The sequence below is a fragment of the Roseinatronobacter thiooxidans genome (assembly GCF_001870675.1).
Taxonomy (GTDB): domain Bacteria; phylum Pseudomonadota; class Alphaproteobacteria; order Rhodobacterales; family Rhodobacteraceae; genus Roseinatronobacter; species Roseinatronobacter thiooxidans.
On record NZ_MEHT01000001.1, the window covers coordinates 170,522 to 185,986 of the forward strand.

The following is a 15,465-nucleotide window of genomic DNA, read 5'->3' on the forward strand; positions in this document are numbered from 1 at the left end:
CTGCCATGATCCAGACCCCTTATCTTCTGTTTCTGGGCGACGCGCCCGACCCGCTGGCCGCCAAGGTTGCCCAAGGCATCAAGGACTGGCGGCCCGAATTCGCCCTTGGACAGTTCCGCATGGAGGGCTGCAAGGCCGACATGAACCTGCCCGACATGACTTTGGCCGAGGCCAAGGCCGCAGGCGCGAAAACCCTTGTCATCGGTGTGGCCAATCGCGGCGGTGTCATTTCAGCTGCATGGAAAAAAGTGCTGGTGACCGCGCTGGAAGAAGGGTTCGATCTGGCCTCTGGCCTGCATAACCTGCTGCGCGATGAACCTGACCTGAAAGCGGTGGCCGAAGCGACAGGCCGCAGCCTGCATGATGTGCGCGTGCCATCGGTGCAATACCCGATTGCCAATGGCGAGAAACGCAGCGGCAAGCGCTGCCTTGCAGTGGGCACCGATTGTTCAGCCGGCAAAATGTACACCTCGCTGTGCATGGAGCGCGAGATGGTCGCGCGCGGCATGAAAGCCAGCTTCCGCGCCACAGGGCAAACCGGCATCCTGATCACCGGCGACGGCGTGCCGCTGGATGCGGTGATCGCCGATTTCATGGCCGGTTCGGTGGAATGGCTGACGCCCGACAATGACCCCGACCATTGGGACCTGATCGAGGGGCAGGGCTCGCTATTCCATGTGTCCTATTCCGGTGTCACCATGGCGCTGATCCATGGCGGCCAGCCCGATGCGCTGATCCTCAGCCACGAGCCGACACGCACCCATATGCGCGGCCTGCCGGGCTATTCGCTGCCAAGTCTGGAAGATTTGCGCGACACTGCGCTGCATCTGGCGCGCGTGGCCAACCCCGCCTGCAAGGTCGTGGGCATCTCGATCAACACCGCCGCCATGTCGGAGGATGCGGCGCTGGCCTATTGTGAACAGGTCGAGGCACGCATGGGCCTGCCGACAGTGGACCCGTTCCGCCACGGGGCCGCGCGTCTGGTGGATGCGTTAGAGGGGGTCTGAGGGGCTTTGCCCCTCTTTCGCCTTCGGCTCAATTCACCCCAGAGTATTTCTAGCAAGAAAATGGAGTTGGCATGCTGACAGTCACCGAGGATCGTTTTGCACTGGCCGAGGTGTTCACCATCGCGCGGGGATCGCGCACGCATGCCGATGTGCTGCGCGTGCAAGTGGCGCGGGACGGGGCTGTAGGCTGGGGCGAATGCGTGCCTTATGCCCGCTATGGCGAGACAATGGCCTCTGTGCGCGCGCAGATCGACGGGTTGGCTTCGGGCCTGTCGCGGGCCGCTGTGCAAGCGGCACTGCCCGCAGGGGCGGCGCGCAATGCGGTAGATTGCGCGCTGTGGGACTGGGAGGCGAAAGCCACGGGCCAGCGGGTGTGGGAATTGGCGGGGCTGGATGCGCCAAAGCCCATGATCACCGCCTTTACCCTGTCGCTGGATAGCCCCGAGAAGATGGAGCTTGCCGCGCGCCGCCATGCGCATAGGCCACTGTTGAAGATCAAGCTGGGCACACCGGATGACATGCCGCGACTGGAAGCCGTGCGGCGCGGTGCCCCCGACACACGCATCATCACTGATGCCAATGAGGGTTGGAGCGCAGAGGTTTACACCGAACTGGCGCCGCACTTGTTGCGGCTGGGCGTGGCGATGGTGGAACAACCCTTGCCTGCGGGCGCGGATGACATGCTGGCCGAGATTGCCCGCCCCTTGCCGGTATGCGCCGACGAATCCTGCCATGACCGCGCCAGCCTCGCCGCGCTGCAGGGCAAATATGACATGGTCAACATCAAGCTGGACAAAACCGGCGGGCTGACCGAGGCGCTTGCGCTGCGCGATGCGGCGCGCGACGCGGGGTTCAAGGTGATGGTGGGGTGCATGGTGGGCAGTTCACTTGCCATGGCCCCTGCGGTGCTGGTGGCGCAAGGCGCAGAGGTGGTGGATCTGGATGGCCCGTTATTGCTGGCCGAAGATCGGGCGACACCCCTGTTTTATGATGAAAAGGGTGTGCACCCCCCCTTGCCGGATTTGTGGGGCTGACTACTCTTCCCCAAGCCCTGCGCATGCGCTATGCAATGCCAGAATTCGGAGGATGACCAGATGCCAAGATACCGCTCTCGCACGACAACACATGGACGCAACATGGCCGGAGCCCGTGGGCTGTGGCGCGCCACAGGCATGAAAGAAAGCGATTTCGGCAAGCCGATTATCGCGATCGTCAACAGCTTTACCCAATTCGTGCCGGGCCATGTGCATCTGAAAGATCTGGGCCAGATGGTTGCGCGCGAGGTGGAAAAAGCGGGTGGTGTGGCCAAGGAATTCAACACCATCGCGGTGGATGACGGCATTGCCATGGGCCATGACGGAATGCTGTATAGCCTTCCATCGCGCGAGATTATCGCGGATTCGGTGGAATATATGGTCAATGCCCATTGCGCCGATGCGATGGTGTGCATTTCCAACTGCGACAAGATCACCCCTGGCATGCTGATGGCCGCGATGCGGCTGAATATTCCGGTGGTGTTTGTGTCCGGTGGGCCTATGGAGGCCGGCAAGGTCGAGGTTGATGGTGTCTCGAAGGCTGTCGATCTGGTTGATGCGATGGTTTGGGCAGCTGATGATAAATACACCGATGCACAGGTGCAGGCGATGGAAGAGGAAGCCTGTCCCACCTGTGGCTCTTGCTCTGGGATGTTCACGGCCAATTCAATGAACTGCCTGACCGAGGCACTGGGCCTGTCGCTGCCGGGCAATGGCTCGACGCTGGCCACGCACGCTTACCGCCAAAAGCTTTTCCTGCGCGCGGGTCATGTCATCGTGGATCTGGCCAAGCGCTACTATGAACAGGATGATGAGAGCGTGTTGCCGCGCAATATCGCGAGCTTCAAGGCGTTCGAGAATGCCATGTCGCTGGATATCGCGATGGGGGGCTCTACGAACACCGTGCTGCATCTGCTGGCCGCGGCCCATGAGGGTGAGATCGATTTCACTATGGCCGATATTGACAGGCTGTCGCGCAAGGTGCCCTGTCTGTGCAAGGTCGCCCCTGCAAAAGATGATGTGCATATGGAAGATGTGCACCGCGCAGGTGGCATCATGTCTATTCTGGGTCAGCTGGATCGCGCCGGGCTGTTGCATTGTGATCTGCCCACGGTGCACAGCGCGACAATGGGAATGGCGCTCGAAATGTGGGACATCACCCGCACTGATGACCCCGAAGTGCACGATTTTTTCCGCGCCGCCCCCGGTGGGGTGCGCACGACGCAGGCGTTCAGCCAGAGCAAGTCTTATGCCGCGCTGGATACCGACCGCGAAAAGGGCGTGATCCGCAACAAGGAGCACGCGTTTTCGCAAGATGGCGGGTTGGCCGTGCTGTTTGGCAATCTGGCCGAACAGGGCTGTATTGTGAAAACCGCCGGTGTGGACGAATCGATCCTGAAATTCAGCGGCCCTGCGCGCGTGTTCGAATCGCAGGATGACGCTGTCAGCGGCATTCTGACCGGCAAGGTTGTCGCGGGCGAGGTGGTGATCATCCGCTATGAAGGGCCACGCGGCGGGCCGGGCATGCAGGAAATGCTGTATCCCACCAGCTATCTGAAATCCAAAGGGCTGGGCAAGGACTGCGCGCTGATCACGGACGGGCGCTTTTCGGGGGGCACATCGGGCCTGTCCATCGGCCATGTCAGCCCCGAGGCAGAAGAGGGCGGGCTGATCGGTCTGGTGGAAACCGGCGATCTGGTCGAGATTGATATTCCAAACCGTACCATCAATCTGGCCGTCGATGATGCAATCCTTGCCGCGCGCCGCGCCGCGCAGGACGAAAAAGGCTGGCAACCGGCCAAGCCCCGCCCGCGCAAGGTGACGACCGCATTGCGCGCCTATGCCGCACTGACAACATCGGCGGCCATGGGTGCCGTGCGAAAATTGCCCGAAGGAATGTGACATGAGCCGCAGCGTTTATGTGAATGGCGACTACCTGCCCGAGGGCGAGGCGAAAATCTCGATCTTTGATCGGGGTTTTCTGATGGCCGATGGCGTCTATGAAGTGACCACTGTCATTGATGGCAAGCTGATAGACTTTGACGGGCATTTCACCCGCTTGCAGCGTTCGCTGGATGAATTGGGCATCGAGAACCCGATGGACCGCGACGCATGGCTGGAGGTGCACCGCCAGCTTGTGGACCAGAACGCGCTGGATCAGGGCATGATCTATTTGCAAGTGACGCGCGGCGCACCGGGTGACAGGGATTTCGTGTTTCCTGACCCTGAAACCACCAAGCCCACAGTTGTGTTGTTCACACAATCCAACCCTGCACTGGTGGACAGCCCGAAGGCGAAGAAGGGCATCAAGGTTATCACCATTGACGACATCCGCTGGGGTCGGCGCGACATCAAGACAGTGCAGCTTCTCTACCCCAGCATGGGCAAGATGATGGCAATCAAGCAGGGCGCGGATGATGCCTGGATGGTGCAGGAGGGCTGCGTGACCGAAGGCACCTCGAACAACGCCTATATCATCAAGGACGGGCGGATCGTGACGCGGGCGCTGTCGAATGACATCCTGCACGGGATCACCCGCGCCGCCGTGCTGCGCTTCGCGCAAGAGGCACAAATGCCGGTCGAAGAGCGCAGCTTCACTGTGCAAGAGGCGATGCAGGCGGATGAGGCCTTTGTGACCTCGGCCAGCACTTTTGTCATGCCCGTGGTGGAAATTGACGGGGCACGCTTGGGCACCGGCGCGCCGGGGCCACTGGCGCTGCGGCTGCGCGAAATCTATATCGAGGAAAGTCGCAAGGCCGCGATCTAGGGAACAAAATGGCCAGCGCATTGCTGGCCATTTTGCCTTTGCACGTCAGGCATTCTCCGCCCTGAAGAAGTTTTGCGACACGTCGAAGCGATCCGCGGGCATGCGCTGAACATCTTCAAGCGACAGGTTCACAATGTGGACCATGTCCCGCCCGTTTTCCACAACGAACAGATCATCACCGCGTTCTTCAAGCACAGCGGTAGGCGCAGGCGACCCGCCGTCAGGCGCCAGCTCGGAAAACACCCCTATATACTCGAAACTGTTGAAGCCGCTTGGGTCGGGGTCGAAGCCGGTAATCAACGCAGGCCCCAGATCTGCAGGTGATAATCCATAGACAATAATGTTGTTTGGTCCCTCGCCCAGCGCGAGCTTATCGCCCACCCCAATGCTGCCAGAAACGGCGGCATCAACCGCCTCTATTATGGTTGGCCCGGCCTGATACAAATTCGTTATTTCGCCAAAAGCATCGGATACAAAGGCATTGCCATCGTCCGCAGTAAAGACTTCTAAAGTGCCAGTCCCACCAACTATCGTGTCATTGCCGCTGTACGCTTGCACTACGGTAGCGCCTGATCCTACCTCAATATATGCCTCACCGGCAAAGGAAATGATCCTCGTCGACCCAGACCCCCCGATGATTGTATTGTCCGTTCCGAAAGAAGCGACATAAACGCTGACAAGGGCACCAGAGGCGCTCGCATCGACAGTATTCTGACCTTCGCCAATGGAAATCTGTGTGACAGAGGCCATCGTCAGCGAAAAGCTTTCAGCGTTCGCGTCTTCGATCAGGACAGTGCCGTTTTCCTCAATCGTGACCGACAAATCACCTTGGTAAAGAGTCAGATCAATCGCTGCGCGTTCAGGAATAAACACATCTCCGGCATAGTCGTTACCCAGATAATAGGTCGGTTCTTTGAAATCGTCGGAATCGTCAGGTAGCTGCGACAGGCCCGGTTCGATCAGGGTGCCGGGCAATGCCACATTTTCTGGCAACGCGAATGTATATTCCGCGCCTTGCACCTGTATGTCTACGCCTGCGACCACTTCTTCCGGTGTCAGCCCCTGAAGCCCGACAAACTCGATCCCGTCAACCAACACCATCGAGCCGTCATCCGTTGCGACGACAGAGATTTCCACCTCGCTTCCAAAAACCGGGTCCGGGCGGGACGAGTCGTACTTTCCTGTTGCTGCGATCGCCCATGTTGCGACACTTGCCTCGGATGATTTTTGCAGATCAAGAACCAGCGTGTCGCGCTCTGTGTCAAAATCCGTGATGGTGCTGACGGGCAGCGGGGTTCCATCGGCGGCCATGAAATTGCCGTCATCGTCAATACCCGCAGGAGAAATGACGAAGATGTCCGCACCGGGGCCGCCTGTCATAACCGAGCCGCCATGAGAGATCAGAACGTCCTGCCCATAGCCACCGTCAAGCACTTGTGGCCCGTCAGATGCGATCAGATAATCACCGATCAAGATGTCGTCACCACTTCCGCCAAAGGCGCTGTCATTTCCGAAAGCAACAAGAACGTCATCGCCGGAAGCGCCAAAAAGCGACACGCCCGGGCCTGTAAACCCAACCAGCGTATCATTTCCTTGAAGGCCCCGAATTTCGTCAAGACCCCCTTGCGCAATGATCAGATTGTCGCCGCGATTGCCGATCCCTGTGCGGGCGATCCGCTCTTCTTCTGTTTCAGGGAACTGAAACTCTGCCCCGATCACGTCAAGCGCGCCAAAATCTGTTGCAAGGGCTTCCAGCGCCGCCTGCATGTCGCCCCCGCCATAGCCGGACAGTTGCACCACATCCACGCCATCGACCTGCACCATCAGCCCCTCGCCATCGGGGGCGGGAACGCCTGTCAATGTGACCGTGTCATCATCGAACAGCGGAAAGCTGCTGCCGCGCAGGTCAAGGACAAGGCGATCCGCGTCAGGGCTGAAATCATTGATAACCGTAGGCGCAACGGGTTGGCCATTCTTGTCAAGCAGCGCGTTATTGGCCCCCAAGGGCAGCGGTTTGATCACGAAGGTGTCTTCGCCCTCGTCCCCCGTCAGAACGGCACCGCCCCCGTAAGAGACAAGCGTGTCATCCCCTTCGCCGCCCATAAGGGTGCTGTCGCCAAAGGTGATCAGCGTGTCATTGCCGCCAAACCCCTCCAGCACCTCGCCCCCGGCGCTGAACAACAGGTCATCGCCTGCGGTGCCTGCTGGCAAAGCCGGCGTAGCCTTGTCATCGTCCTGCGGGGGCGTATCCGTTTTCTCGTCGCTGCCAGAGCCGGAAAAAAAGTCGCTGAAGGCAAACAGCGCACCGATTCCAAATAATGCAAAAATAAAACCCGTGTTCATGTTTGAATCCAAAAAAGCCAATGCTTTGAGCGGATTTTTTCCTGAGTCAACGAAAAAAACCATGCACTCAACCCTGCCTTGCAAGGCCGCAGCTCAGTCGCGGGGCGCGGGGGCTGTGGGGCTGCGACGCAGGATCAGACAGCCTGCATCCCTGTCAAAATCCGCCCGATAGGCCAAGGCGTCTGATCGCGCGGGCCTTTCAAACTCTGCGCAGGCGCGCACAATATCAGGTGCTGTCCGCGTAACCTGATAGGGCGCGCCGGTCTTCGGGTCCGTCAGGGGCGGGGGCGGGGTGCAGGCGTCGGACGTGTCATCCAGCGCCAACCCCCGATCCAGCAGACAGGTCAGGTGCCGCCCCAGCGCGTTCAGATCGCTCATGCGCTGCGCATCGCGCCGCTCTGCGCGGGCCTGTTCCGGCCCGCCGATGGTCATGACCGCGCCAATCACCACTGCAAGGCTCAGGGCAACAAGGGCCAAGGCGGGTGCGCGCATGTCAGTTTTCCGCCAGAAAACTACGAAACCACGCGATGACCAGCCCCGCCACCAGCGCCACAATCGCCGCCTTGGCAATGAATTGCGCTGTAATATCCCCATTCAGAAATGCAAATACCACGGCAATCGCATCTGCCAGCAGCACAAGTGCGGCCAGAAACACAGTCACTGCGCCAAATTTCTTGCGGATGGGCGAGCGAAGCTGGCCGGGATTGGCGCGCGCGGCGCGGTCTGTGCGCGCCTGTAGCCACAGGAACAAAGGCAAGATCACCACAAGCACCGCAATCGACCAGCGCATCGCGCGTGCGGCCCCATAGCCGGACCAGTCATCCCCCTCTGGCAGCCAGATTTCTACCAGCCAGAAGGCCAGCGCCACCACATTCCAAGTGACAGACAGCAGCGCAAAGAACAAAAGCGCATAGGTGGCCGCTTCTGCCGCGCTGCCAGAGGGGCGCGGACGCGGCACGGGCAAGCGCAAGCCATGATCCGCCCACCCCGCCAGCGCGGTATCAATTTCAGGCTCTGACCAGCCAGCAGCCACCAGCGCGCGGCGCAACTCTGCCGCGCTGTGGCCTGCGCGAAACCCGTCCTGCACAAAGCGCGCCAGCTGGTCTGCGGGTTTCATCTGTCAGGGCTTCCCGCCCACATTCTCGGCAAAGGATTTCTCGAATGCCGCCTGTGTGTCGGCGCTTGCCTCGGTCTGGTGTTTGTCGCGCCATTCGGAATAGGGCATGCCATAGACAATTTCGCGCGCGGCCTCCTTGTCCATGTCGATACCGCGCGCCTGCGCGGCCTCCATATACCAGCGCGACAGGCAGTTGCGGCAAAAGCCTGTCAGGTTCATCATGTCGATATTCTGGACATCGGGGCGCTTGTGCATCAGATGGTCCATCAATGTGCGGAACGCGGCGGCTTCCAATTCTATGCGGGTCTGGTCGTCCATGTTCATACTCCCTGAATTTCAGCTAACCTGCGCCCGCTTCGCGCGCGCGTCAAGCCTGCGAAGGCTTGCAAAACACGCCGGACCTGTTAGGTGTTTGCGCTAACGGTTTCAGTTTGCCGGTTTCCTGTCATAAACCCTGCGTAAAGCTGACCAAGACATGCGGCGCTGCGCCGAAAGAAAGGATTTTGCATGACATCCCCCTTGCGTCGTCATCGTATGATCAAGATCGTGGCCACTCTGGGGCCATCATCTTCCAGTTACGAGATGATCCGCGCGCTGTTCGAAGCGGGCGCAGATGTGTTTCGCCTGAATATGAGTCACGGCACCCATGACGAGATTGCCGCCCGCCACGCGATCATCCGGCAGGTCGAAACGGATCTGGGCCGCCCGATTGCCATTCTCGCCGACCTTCAGGGGCCGAAACTGCGCGTTGGCACCTTCACCGAACCCTCGATCGAACTGGAAGACGGGCAGGACTTCCGCCTTGACCTGAACACCGCCGAAGGGGACGCCACGCGCGTAAACCTGCCCCACCCCGAAATTTTCAAGGCGCTGGAACCGGGCGCGGAACTGCTGGTGAATGATGGCAAGATCCGCCTGCGTGTGAACGCCTGCGGCCCCGATTTCGCGGATTGCACAGTTACCGTGGGCGGCACGATTTCCAACCGCAAGGGCGTGAACGTGCCAGAGGTGGTGCTGCCACTGGCCGCCCTGTCGGAAAAAGACCGCAACGATCTGGAATTCGTCTGCCGTCTGGGTGTGGACTGGCTGGCACTGTCCTTCGTGCAGCGCGCATCAGATGTGACAGAGGCCCGCGAACTGGCCCAGGGCCGCGCGGCGATCATGTCCAAGATCGAGAAACCCGCCGCCGTCAAGGCATTTGACGAAATCCTTGCTGTCTCTGACGGGATCATGGTGGCGCGCGGCGATCTTGGGGTGGAACTGCCGGTGCAAAACGTCCCGCCCATCCAGAAGCGCCTTGTGCGCCGCGCCCGCGCGGCCGCCAAACCAGTGATTGTGGCAACCCAGATGCTGGAATCCATGATCGAAAGCCCCATGCCCACCCGCGCCGAAGTCTCGGATGTGGCAACGGCCATCTATGAAGGCGCAGATGCGATCATGCTGTCTGCCGAATCTGCTGCCGGTCAATACCCGATAGAGGCTGTCACCACGATGAACAATGTCGCCATAGAGGTGGAAAGCGACCCCACCTATATCGACATCATCGACAGTTCGCGCAAAGTCGAGCACCACACCATCGCGGACGGAATTGTGGCCGCAGCCCGCGAACTGGCCGAGAAAACCGATATCGCCGCGATCTGCTGCTTTACGGAATCAGGCACCACCGCCAATCTGGTCGCGCGTGAACGCCCACATGTGCCCATCATCGCCATCACACCCATTCTGCCTGTGGCCCGCCGTCTGGCCTTGGTCTGGGGTGTGCATTGCGAAACTGTCGCAGGCGATGTCGAGCGGTTCAAGAAAGCGGTCATCAACGCTGTGCGGGTCGCGCGTAAATATGGCTTTGCCACCGAGAAGGACCAGATCCTTGTGACCGCAGGCATTCCGTTCAACCAGCCGGGCACGACCAATATTTTGCGCGTCGCACCCTGCGCAGAACACTTGATCATGACAGGAGAGCCTGAGTAAGCTGAAACAGGCATCATGCGGTGGCACATGGATCATGCGACGATCTTTCTGGCGGGCGTCTATCTTTTACCATTGGCAGGTGTCAGCTTTGTCAGTGCATGGGCGCATGGTCACAAACCTGTCTTTGCAACAGCCCTTCTGCTGCTCGGGGCGGCACTGATTGCCGGTGTCGGCATTGACCGCCCCGAAGGCTTGTATCACCTGTCTGAGATACCTGACCTGACAGTTCAGTTTGTTGCGCGGGTTGCAGCTCTTTTATAGGCGCTGCTCTTGCGTTGGGGCGGGTTCTGCGCTACTCGGCGCGCTCGAACCAGAATGCGGCCGGCCGAGAGGCATGCCGAGTCGCATCAACCACCCTCCACCGAAAGGAGACGGAAATGCCCAAGATGAAGACGAAATCCGGCGCGAAAAAGCGCTTCTCCATGACAGCCACAGGCAAGGTCAAGGCAGGTCAGGCAGGCAAACGCCACGGCATGATCAAGCGGACCAAAAAGTTCATTCGTGACGCGCGCGGCAACACAATCCTGTCCGAACAGGATTCGCGCATCGTCAAGAAATATATGCCCTACGACCGTTAAGGAGCAGCTGTCATGTCACGTGTAACGTCCGGCAAAGTCACCCACGCCCGTCATCGCAAGGTCGTCAAGGCCGCCAAAGGCTATTACGGCGCGCGTTCGCGCAACTTCCGCACTGCAACGCAGGCTGTGGATAAAGCAAACCAATACGCCACCCGCGACCGCAAGGTGCGCAAGCGGAATTTCCGCGCCCTGTGGATTCAGCGTATCAACGCCGCAGTCCGCGAGATTGATCCTTCGCTGACATATTCGCGTTTCATCAACGCGCTGGGTCTGGCCGGTATCGAAGTGGACCGCAAGGTTCTGGCCGATCTGGCTGTTCATGAACCCGACGCGTTTGGCCAGATTGTCGCCAAAGCCAAGGCTGCAATGGCCTGAGACGCGCCACAGCAAATCTTGAAACCCCGCAATGCTTATGTATTGCGGGGTTTTTACTAGCCGAATCCCTTGACCGAAAGCGCCGCGCGCCGTAAGAGAGCGCGACCCTTGGGCGGATTCGGCCACGGGTTTTCGCGTGTTTCCATACCTGACAGCTTCAGCAGGGTCAGGCGACCGCGTAACGATATGACAAGCATGACCTATCTCTGGCGGGCATCTCGATGGACCCGGTTGAAGACCAAAGCTATGGGCCAGCATCACCGACGCAGAAAAACTGCGTGCATATGAGAGGATTTGCGATGAACCTGATCGCACAGATCGAAGCCGAGCAGATTGCGCAGCTTGGCAAAGAAATTCCCGATTTCAAGGCGGGTGACACCATCCGCATCGGCTATAAAGTGACCGAGGGCACACGCTCGCGGGTGCAGAACTTTGAAGGCGTGTGCATCGCCCGCAAAGGCGGCACCGGCATCGCGGCATCGTTCACCGTGCGCAAAATTTCCTTCGGCGAAGGCGTGGAACGTGTATTCCCGCTGTATTCGACCAATATCGACAGCATCGAAGTTGTGCGTCGTGGCCGTGTGCGCCGTGCGAAGCTGTATTACCTGCGCGACCGTCGCGGTAAATCTGCCCGTATCGCAGAAAAGACCAACTACCGTCCGCTTGACGCGAAAGCCTGAGGAGCGCCGCCATGAAATCCGAAACTCATCCCGATTACCACCTGATCAATGTCAAGATGACCGATGGCACCATCGTTCAGATGAAATCGACTTGGGGCGCCGAGGGCGACACGCTGTCGCTGGACGTAGACCCAAGCGTGCACCCCGCATGGAACGGCGGCAGCAGCCGCCTTCTGGATACAGGTGGCCGCGTGTCGAAGTTCAAAAACAAATATGCCGGTCTTGGGTTCTGAAACCTGCCTGCATGACGTTTGGAAAGGCGCGGGAAACCGCGCCTTTTTCGTTGTCCGGCAAAGCGTTGTGCAGCATATGAGACAGCTTGTATCCGCCCAGCCGCCAGCCTAGATGGGTGCAGGCATATTTTAGGTTCAAAGTAGCGGGGCATTCGCGATGGCGCATATCATCGTGGTCGGCAATGAAAAAGGCGGATCAGGAAAATCTACTGTTTCGATGCATGTCTCAGTGGCGCTGGCCCGCATGGGGCAACGTGTGGGCGCGATGGATCTTGACCTGCGCCAGCTGACATTCGGGCGCTATATCGAAAACCGCCGCAACTGGATCACGCGCTCGGGGGTTGATCTGCCAAGCCCCCGTTTCCAGCCCCTGCCTGCCGTGACAGATTTCGATCTGCCAGAGGGGCCGCAACTGCATGACGCCCGCATGAGTGCCGCGCTGGAAGCGCTCAGCGCGGATTGCGACTATATCCTGATTGACTGCCCCGGTTCTTACACCAGACTCAGCCAGTTCGCGCATTCGGTTGCAGATACGCTGATCACCCCGATCAATGACAGTTTCATCGATTTCGACCTGCTGGCCCGCACAGACCCCGAAACCGGCGAGGTGCTGTCCCCCTCGATCTATTCTGAAATGGTCTGGAAAGCACGCCAGACCCGCGCGCAGGCCGGGTTGCGGCCCCTGAACTGGGTTGTCTTGCGCAACCGGATGGGCACCACCGCAATGCATAACAAACGCAAAGTGGGCGATGCGCTGGAAGTCCTGTCGCGCCGTATCGGCTTTCGTCTTGCGCCCGGTTTCAGTGAACGCGTTGTCTTTCGCGAGTTGTTTCCAAAGGGCCTGACCTTGCTGGACCTGCGCGATCTGGGGTCAGAGCCGATGACCATGTCCCATGTCGCAGCGCGGCAGGAATTGCGCGACCTTATGGGCGCGCTGGAGCTGCCGGAATTGCAGGTCAGTGTTTGAAATAGCCGCGTTCCGGCAACCGCGCACCCAAGCTGGCTGACAGCGTATCAATCCGCGAATTGACCCGTGCCGCTGCCGGCATTTCCTTGAATTTTCCGCGCGACAGCAAAGAAAACGCGGGGTCATCGCCGTGTTGGGCGCTGTCATCTGACAAGAACTGAAACATCTGCATGTCACTCCGGGCTGTTAACACAGACAGGTTGCTTGGCAGTAAGGGCAGAAATATGGCCGGATCAGGGCGATATTTTGAACATACGCTTTGATGGGGGGCGCGCCCCCTTGGTGCGATTTTCGCATCCCAAGGGGGCAGTAAGGGCAGGAATTACAACGCAACCAGGAACAGTGTAATCGCCGGAAAGGCCACCAGAACAACAACGCGGATCAGGTCTGACGCCACAAAAGGCATGACCGCGCGATAGGTGTCGGTGATCTTGGTTTTCGGGTCCATCGCATTGATAACAAACAGGTTCATGCCCACAGGCGGCGTGATCAACCCCACCTCGACCACAATCAGCACCAGAATCCCGAACCAGATGGCCGTCATCTCGATATTCGCACGCTCCAGCGCCAGAGCATTGACGCGCCGCAGGCCAAGCGCCTGAATTTGCTCGCGCGTCAACTCGGCCCCTGCGGCCAAGGCGGCCTCGACACTTCGCAACATCTCTGGCGCGACTTCTACACCCGCGCGGATCGCCTCGCGCGCGCGCGCGGCATGCAGATCGGCCATTGTGACGAAGTTGAAATCCAGCTCCATCATGATGGGCCAGAAAATCGGGATGGTCAGCAAGATCATGGACAGGCTGTCCATGACGCAGCCCAGAACAAGGTAAAAGCACAAGATCAGAATCAGCACCATCAGCGGGCTGAAGCCAGAGCCGCCCACCCATGCCGCAATGCTTTGGGGCACCTGTGTCAGTGCCAGAAACCCGTTATAGAACGCAGCACCAAAGATGATGAAAAAGATCATCGCACTGGAACGGGCTGTCACATAAAAGCTTTCGGCCAGCGTCTTGCGGGTTAGCCCGCCATTGGCCCATGCAATCAGCCCTGTCCCGAATGCCCCCACAGCGGCCCCTTCAGTTGGGGTGAACCAGCCTGCATAAATACCGCCCACAACCAGCCCGAACACCACCATCACCGGCCAGACCTTGAGAAGCGCGCGGAACCGCTCGCCATATGCCACACGCGGGCGGGTACCGGCGGAATCGGGGTACACCCGCACATAGATCGAGATGACGACAAGATAACCAAGCGCGGCCATGATGCCGGGAATGAACGCCGCCAGAAACAGCTTGGCAATGTTCTGTTCTGTCAGAATGGCATAAATCACCAGCACCACCGAAGGCGGGATCAGAATGCCCAGCGTGCCCCCCGCCGCCAGCGTCGCGGTTGAGAACCCGCCCGCATAGCCATAGCGTTTCAACTCTGGCAAGGCCACGCGGCTCATGGTGGCGGCGGTCGCAAGTGAAGACCCGCAAATCGCGCCAAACCCCGCACTGGACCCGATCGCCGCCATCGCCACACCCCCCTTGCGGTGGCCCAGCCACCCCTCGGCGGCTTTGAACAGCGCTTGCGACATGCCGCCCAGCGTGGCGAAATGGCCCATCAGCAAGAACATGGGGATGATCGACAGCGAATAACTGGCGAATGTGGTAAAAGTTTCGGTCTGCAAGCGCGAGAATGGCATATTGGTGCTGCCCGTCACCATCACCAGCCCGACCAGACCCGTCAGGAACATGGCCAGCCCAATGGGCACGCGCAGAAAGATCAGTGTCAGCAGGGCCGGAAACGACAGCAGCCCAATGGTCATCGCACTCAATGTTCGCTCTCCCCGCCTTCGCCGATAATGTCCTTGCCGCCAATCGCTTCCAGAACACGGATATAAACCATGTAGGCTGCGACAATCACCGCCCCCGATGCCGCGACCATACAGGCCGCATAGGGCCACCAGACCGGCCATTCCAGCAGATAGGTGGTCTGCCCTGTCCGCATCCGGCTGGACATGCCAATCGACAGGCGCCACGCGATCAGCGCGATTGCCCCCAGAAAAATCGTCTCGATAATCAGCCGCAACCAGCGGTTGGTTGCATCGCTTAGGAAGGCGGTGAAAATATCGACGCGCGCATGGCCCGATGTGATCTGGCACAAGGGCAAAAAGCAGAAAACCGCAAAGCCCATGCCCAGTTCCGTCAGTTCAAAATCGCCATAGATGGGACCAATGCCAAACCCCAACAGCCATGTGGCAAGCGCGGGCGCGACGCTTTGCACCATATCGGAATTCAGTGCCGTGCTGGCATGCCTGCCAAGGATCGAGACACAGGTCATCAGGATCAGCGCCGACAGCACGATCCCCCCGATCATCGCCAGACCCCGCGACAGTCCCATCATTACCGAAT

18 protein-coding genes are annotated in these 15,465 nt (G+C 59.5%); 11 read left to right on the forward strand and 7 right to left on the reverse strand.

Features of this window, described 5'->3' with window-relative positions:
• Positions 1–5: 5 nt before the first annotated feature.
• The 4 genes from dgcN to BG455_RS00740 all read left to right on the forward strand — a co-directional run bounded on the left by dgcN (position 6) and on the right by BG455_RS00740 (position 4,808).
• On the forward strand, positions 6–1,007 hold the full coding sequence (gene dgcN / locus BG455_RS00725) for an N-acetyltransferase DgcN (protein ID WP_071468032.1): 1,002 nt from the start codon (positions 6–8) through the stop codon (positions 1,005–1,007).
• 71 nt (positions 1,008–1,078) lie between these two features.
• Positions 1,079–2,041 (forward strand): N-acetyl-D-Glu racemase DgcA, encoded by a 963-nt coding sequence (gene dgcA, locus BG455_RS00730; protein WP_071468033.1) that lies wholly within the window; start codon positions 1,079–1,081, stop codon positions 2,039–2,041.
• A gap of 60 nt (positions 2,042–2,101) precedes the next feature.
• On the forward strand, positions 2,102–3,943 hold the full coding sequence (gene ilvD / locus BG455_RS00735) for a dihydroxy-acid dehydratase (protein WP_071468197.1): 1,842 nt from the start codon (positions 2,102–2,104) through the stop codon (positions 3,941–3,943).
• Between the two features lies 1 nt (position 3,944).
• Complete coding sequence (locus tag BG455_RS00740; RefSeq protein ID WP_071468034.1) at positions 3,945–4,808, forward strand: D-amino-acid transaminase; 864 nt, start codon at positions 3,945–3,947, stop codon at positions 4,806–4,808.
• A 45-nt stretch (positions 4,809–4,853) separates the two neighbouring features.
• Here the strand turns inward: BG455_RS00740 and BG455_RS00745 are convergent, their stop codons facing one another.
• From BG455_RS00745 to BG455_RS00760, 4 genes are all read right to left on the reverse strand, one after another.
• Positions 4,854–7,151 (reverse strand): calcium-binding protein, encoded by a 2,298-nt coding sequence (locus tag BG455_RS00745; RefSeq protein ID WP_143079854.1) that lies wholly within the window; start codon positions 7,149–7,151, stop codon positions 4,854–4,856.
• Between the two features lie 93 nt (positions 7,152–7,244).
• Complete coding sequence (locus BG455_RS00750; protein ID WP_071468036.1) at positions 7,245–7,643, reverse strand: hypothetical protein; 399 nt, start codon at positions 7,641–7,643, stop codon at positions 7,245–7,247.
• Position 7,644: 1 nt separating this feature from the next.
• Positions 7,645–8,268, reverse strand: coding sequence for a DUF5671 domain-containing protein (locus BG455_RS00755; RefSeq protein ID WP_071468037.1), 624 nt, complete (start codon positions 8,266–8,268; stop codon positions 7,645–7,647).
• A 3-nt stretch (positions 8,269–8,271) separates the two neighbouring features.
• Positions 8,272–8,586, reverse strand: coding sequence for a DUF1244 domain-containing protein (locus BG455_RS00760; protein WP_071468038.1), 315 nt, complete (start codon positions 8,584–8,586; stop codon positions 8,272–8,274).
• Between the two features lie 201 nt (positions 8,587–8,787).
• Between BG455_RS00760 and pyk the strand changes: the two genes are divergently transcribed.
• From pyk to BG455_RS00795, 7 genes are all read left to right on the forward strand, one after another.
• On the forward strand, positions 8,788–10,236 hold the full coding sequence (gene pyk / locus BG455_RS00765; RefSeq protein WP_071468198.1) for a pyruvate kinase: 1,449 nt from the start codon (positions 8,788–8,790) through the stop codon (positions 10,234–10,236).
• A 15-nt stretch (positions 10,237–10,251) separates the two neighbouring features.
• Complete coding sequence (locus BG455_RS00770) at positions 10,252–10,497, forward strand: hypothetical protein (RefSeq protein WP_143079855.1); 246 nt, start codon at positions 10,252–10,254, stop codon at positions 10,495–10,497.
• 116 nt (positions 10,498–10,613) lie between these two features.
• Positions 10,614–10,814, forward strand: coding sequence for a 50S ribosomal protein L35 (gene rpmI / locus BG455_RS00775; RefSeq protein ID WP_071468040.1), 201 nt, complete (start codon positions 10,614–10,616; stop codon positions 10,812–10,814).
• 12 nt (positions 10,815–10,826) lie between these two features.
• A complete protein-coding gene (gene rplT / locus BG455_RS00780; protein WP_071468041.1) occupies positions 10,827–11,189 on the forward strand; it encodes a 50S ribosomal protein L20 in 363 nt (120 codons plus the stop codon).
• Between the two features lie 299 nt (positions 11,190–11,488).
• Positions 11,489–11,869 (forward strand): 50S ribosomal protein L19, encoded by a 381-nt coding sequence (rplS, locus tag BG455_RS00785; RefSeq protein ID WP_071468042.1) that lies wholly within the window; start codon positions 11,489–11,491, stop codon positions 11,867–11,869.
• Between the two features lie 11 nt (positions 11,870–11,880).
• The gene (gene rpmE, locus BG455_RS00790; RefSeq protein WP_071468043.1) at positions 11,881–12,102 is read left to right on the forward strand and encodes a 50S ribosomal protein L31; all 222 of its coding nucleotides are present in this window, start codon (positions 11,881–11,883) and stop codon (positions 12,100–12,102) included.
• A 157-nt stretch (positions 12,103–12,259) separates the two neighbouring features.
• Positions 12,260–13,069: a division plane positioning ATPase MipZ gene (locus tag BG455_RS00795; protein WP_071468044.1), complete on the forward strand. Its 810-nt coding sequence runs from the start codon at positions 12,260–12,262 to the stop codon at positions 13,067–13,069.
• Here BG455_RS00795 and BG455_RS00800 read toward each other — a convergent pair.
• The 3 genes from BG455_RS00800 to BG455_RS00810 form a co-directional block, all read right to left on the reverse strand.
• Positions 13,059–13,241 carry a hypothetical protein gene (locus BG455_RS00800; protein WP_071468045.1) on the reverse strand — a complete coding sequence of 61 codons (183 nt, stop codon included), beginning with the start codon at positions 13,239–13,241 and terminating at the stop codon, positions 13,059–13,061. The genes BG455_RS00795 and BG455_RS00800 overlap by 11 nt on opposite strands.
• A gap of 150 nt (positions 13,242–13,391) precedes the next feature.
• Positions 13,392–14,888 (reverse strand): TRAP transporter large permease, encoded by a 1,497-nt coding sequence (locus BG455_RS00805; RefSeq protein ID WP_071468046.1) that lies wholly within the window; start codon positions 14,886–14,888, stop codon positions 13,392–13,394.
• Complete coding sequence (locus tag BG455_RS00810) at positions 14,885–15,454, reverse strand: TRAP transporter small permease (RefSeq protein WP_245735430.1); 570 nt, start codon at positions 15,452–15,454, stop codon at positions 14,885–14,887. Before BG455_RS00810 ends, BG455_RS00805 begins: the two co-directional genes overlap by 4 nt.
• Positions 15,455–15,465 lie beyond the last annotated feature (11 nt).

Excerpts from the sequence above, each read along its gene's own strand:
- BG455_RS00770 (WP_143079855.1), top strand. The coding sequence starts at position 10,252 with ATGCGGTGGCACATGGATCATGCGACGATCTTTCTGGCGGGCGTCTAT.
- BG455_RS00795 (WP_071468044.1), top strand. The coding sequence starts at position 12,260 with ATGGCGCATATCATCGTGGTCGGCAATGAAAAAGGCGGATCAGGAAAA.
- BG455_RS00755 (WP_071468037.1), bottom strand. The coding sequence starts at position 8,268 with ATGAAACCCGCAGACCAGCTGGCGCGCTTTGTGCAGGACGGGTTTCGC.
- BG455_RS00810 (WP_245735430.1), bottom strand. The coding sequence starts at position 15,454 with ATGGGACTGTCGCGGGGTCTGGCGATGATCGGGGGGATCGTGCTGTCG.
- BG455_RS00800 (WP_071468045.1), bottom strand. The coding sequence starts at position 13,241 with ATGCAGATGTTTCAGTTCTTGTCAGATGACAGCGCCCAACACGGCGAT.
- BG455_RS00745 (WP_143079854.1), bottom strand. The coding sequence starts at position 7,151 with ATGAACACGGGTTTTATTTTTGCATTATTTGGAATCGGTGCGCTGTTT.
- BG455_RS00740 (WP_071468034.1), top strand. The coding sequence starts at position 3,945 with ATGAGCCGCAGCGTTTATGTGAATGGCGACTACCTGCCCGAGGGCGAG.
- rplS (WP_071468042.1), top strand. The coding sequence starts at position 11,489 with ATGAACCTGATCGCACAGATCGAAGCCGAGCAGATTGCGCAGCTTGGC.
- BG455_RS00750 (WP_071468036.1), bottom strand. The coding sequence starts at position 7,643 with ATGCGCGCACCCGCCTTGGCCCTTGTTGCCCTGAGCCTTGCAGTGGTG.
- rpmE (WP_071468043.1), top strand. The coding sequence starts at position 11,881 with ATGAAATCCGAAACTCATCCCGATTACCACCTGATCAATGTCAAGATG.
- rplT (WP_071468041.1), top strand. The coding sequence starts at position 10,827 with ATGTCACGTGTAACGTCCGGCAAAGTCACCCACGCCCGTCATCGCAAG.
- rpmI (WP_071468040.1), top strand. The coding sequence starts at position 10,614 with ATGCCCAAGATGAAGACGAAATCCGGCGCGAAAAAGCGCTTCTCCATG.
- dgcA (WP_071468033.1), top strand. The coding sequence starts at position 1,079 with ATGCTGACAGTCACCGAGGATCGTTTTGCACTGGCCGAGGTGTTCACC.
- dgcN (WP_071468032.1), top strand. The coding sequence starts at position 6 with ATGATCCAGACCCCTTATCTTCTGTTTCTGGGCGACGCGCCCGACCCG.
- BG455_RS00760 (WP_071468038.1), bottom strand. The coding sequence starts at position 8,586 with ATGGACGACCAGACCCGCATAGAATTGGAAGCCGCCGCGTTCCGCACA.
- ilvD (WP_071468197.1), top strand. The coding sequence starts at position 2,102 with ATGCCAAGATACCGCTCTCGCACGACAACACATGGACGCAACATGGCC.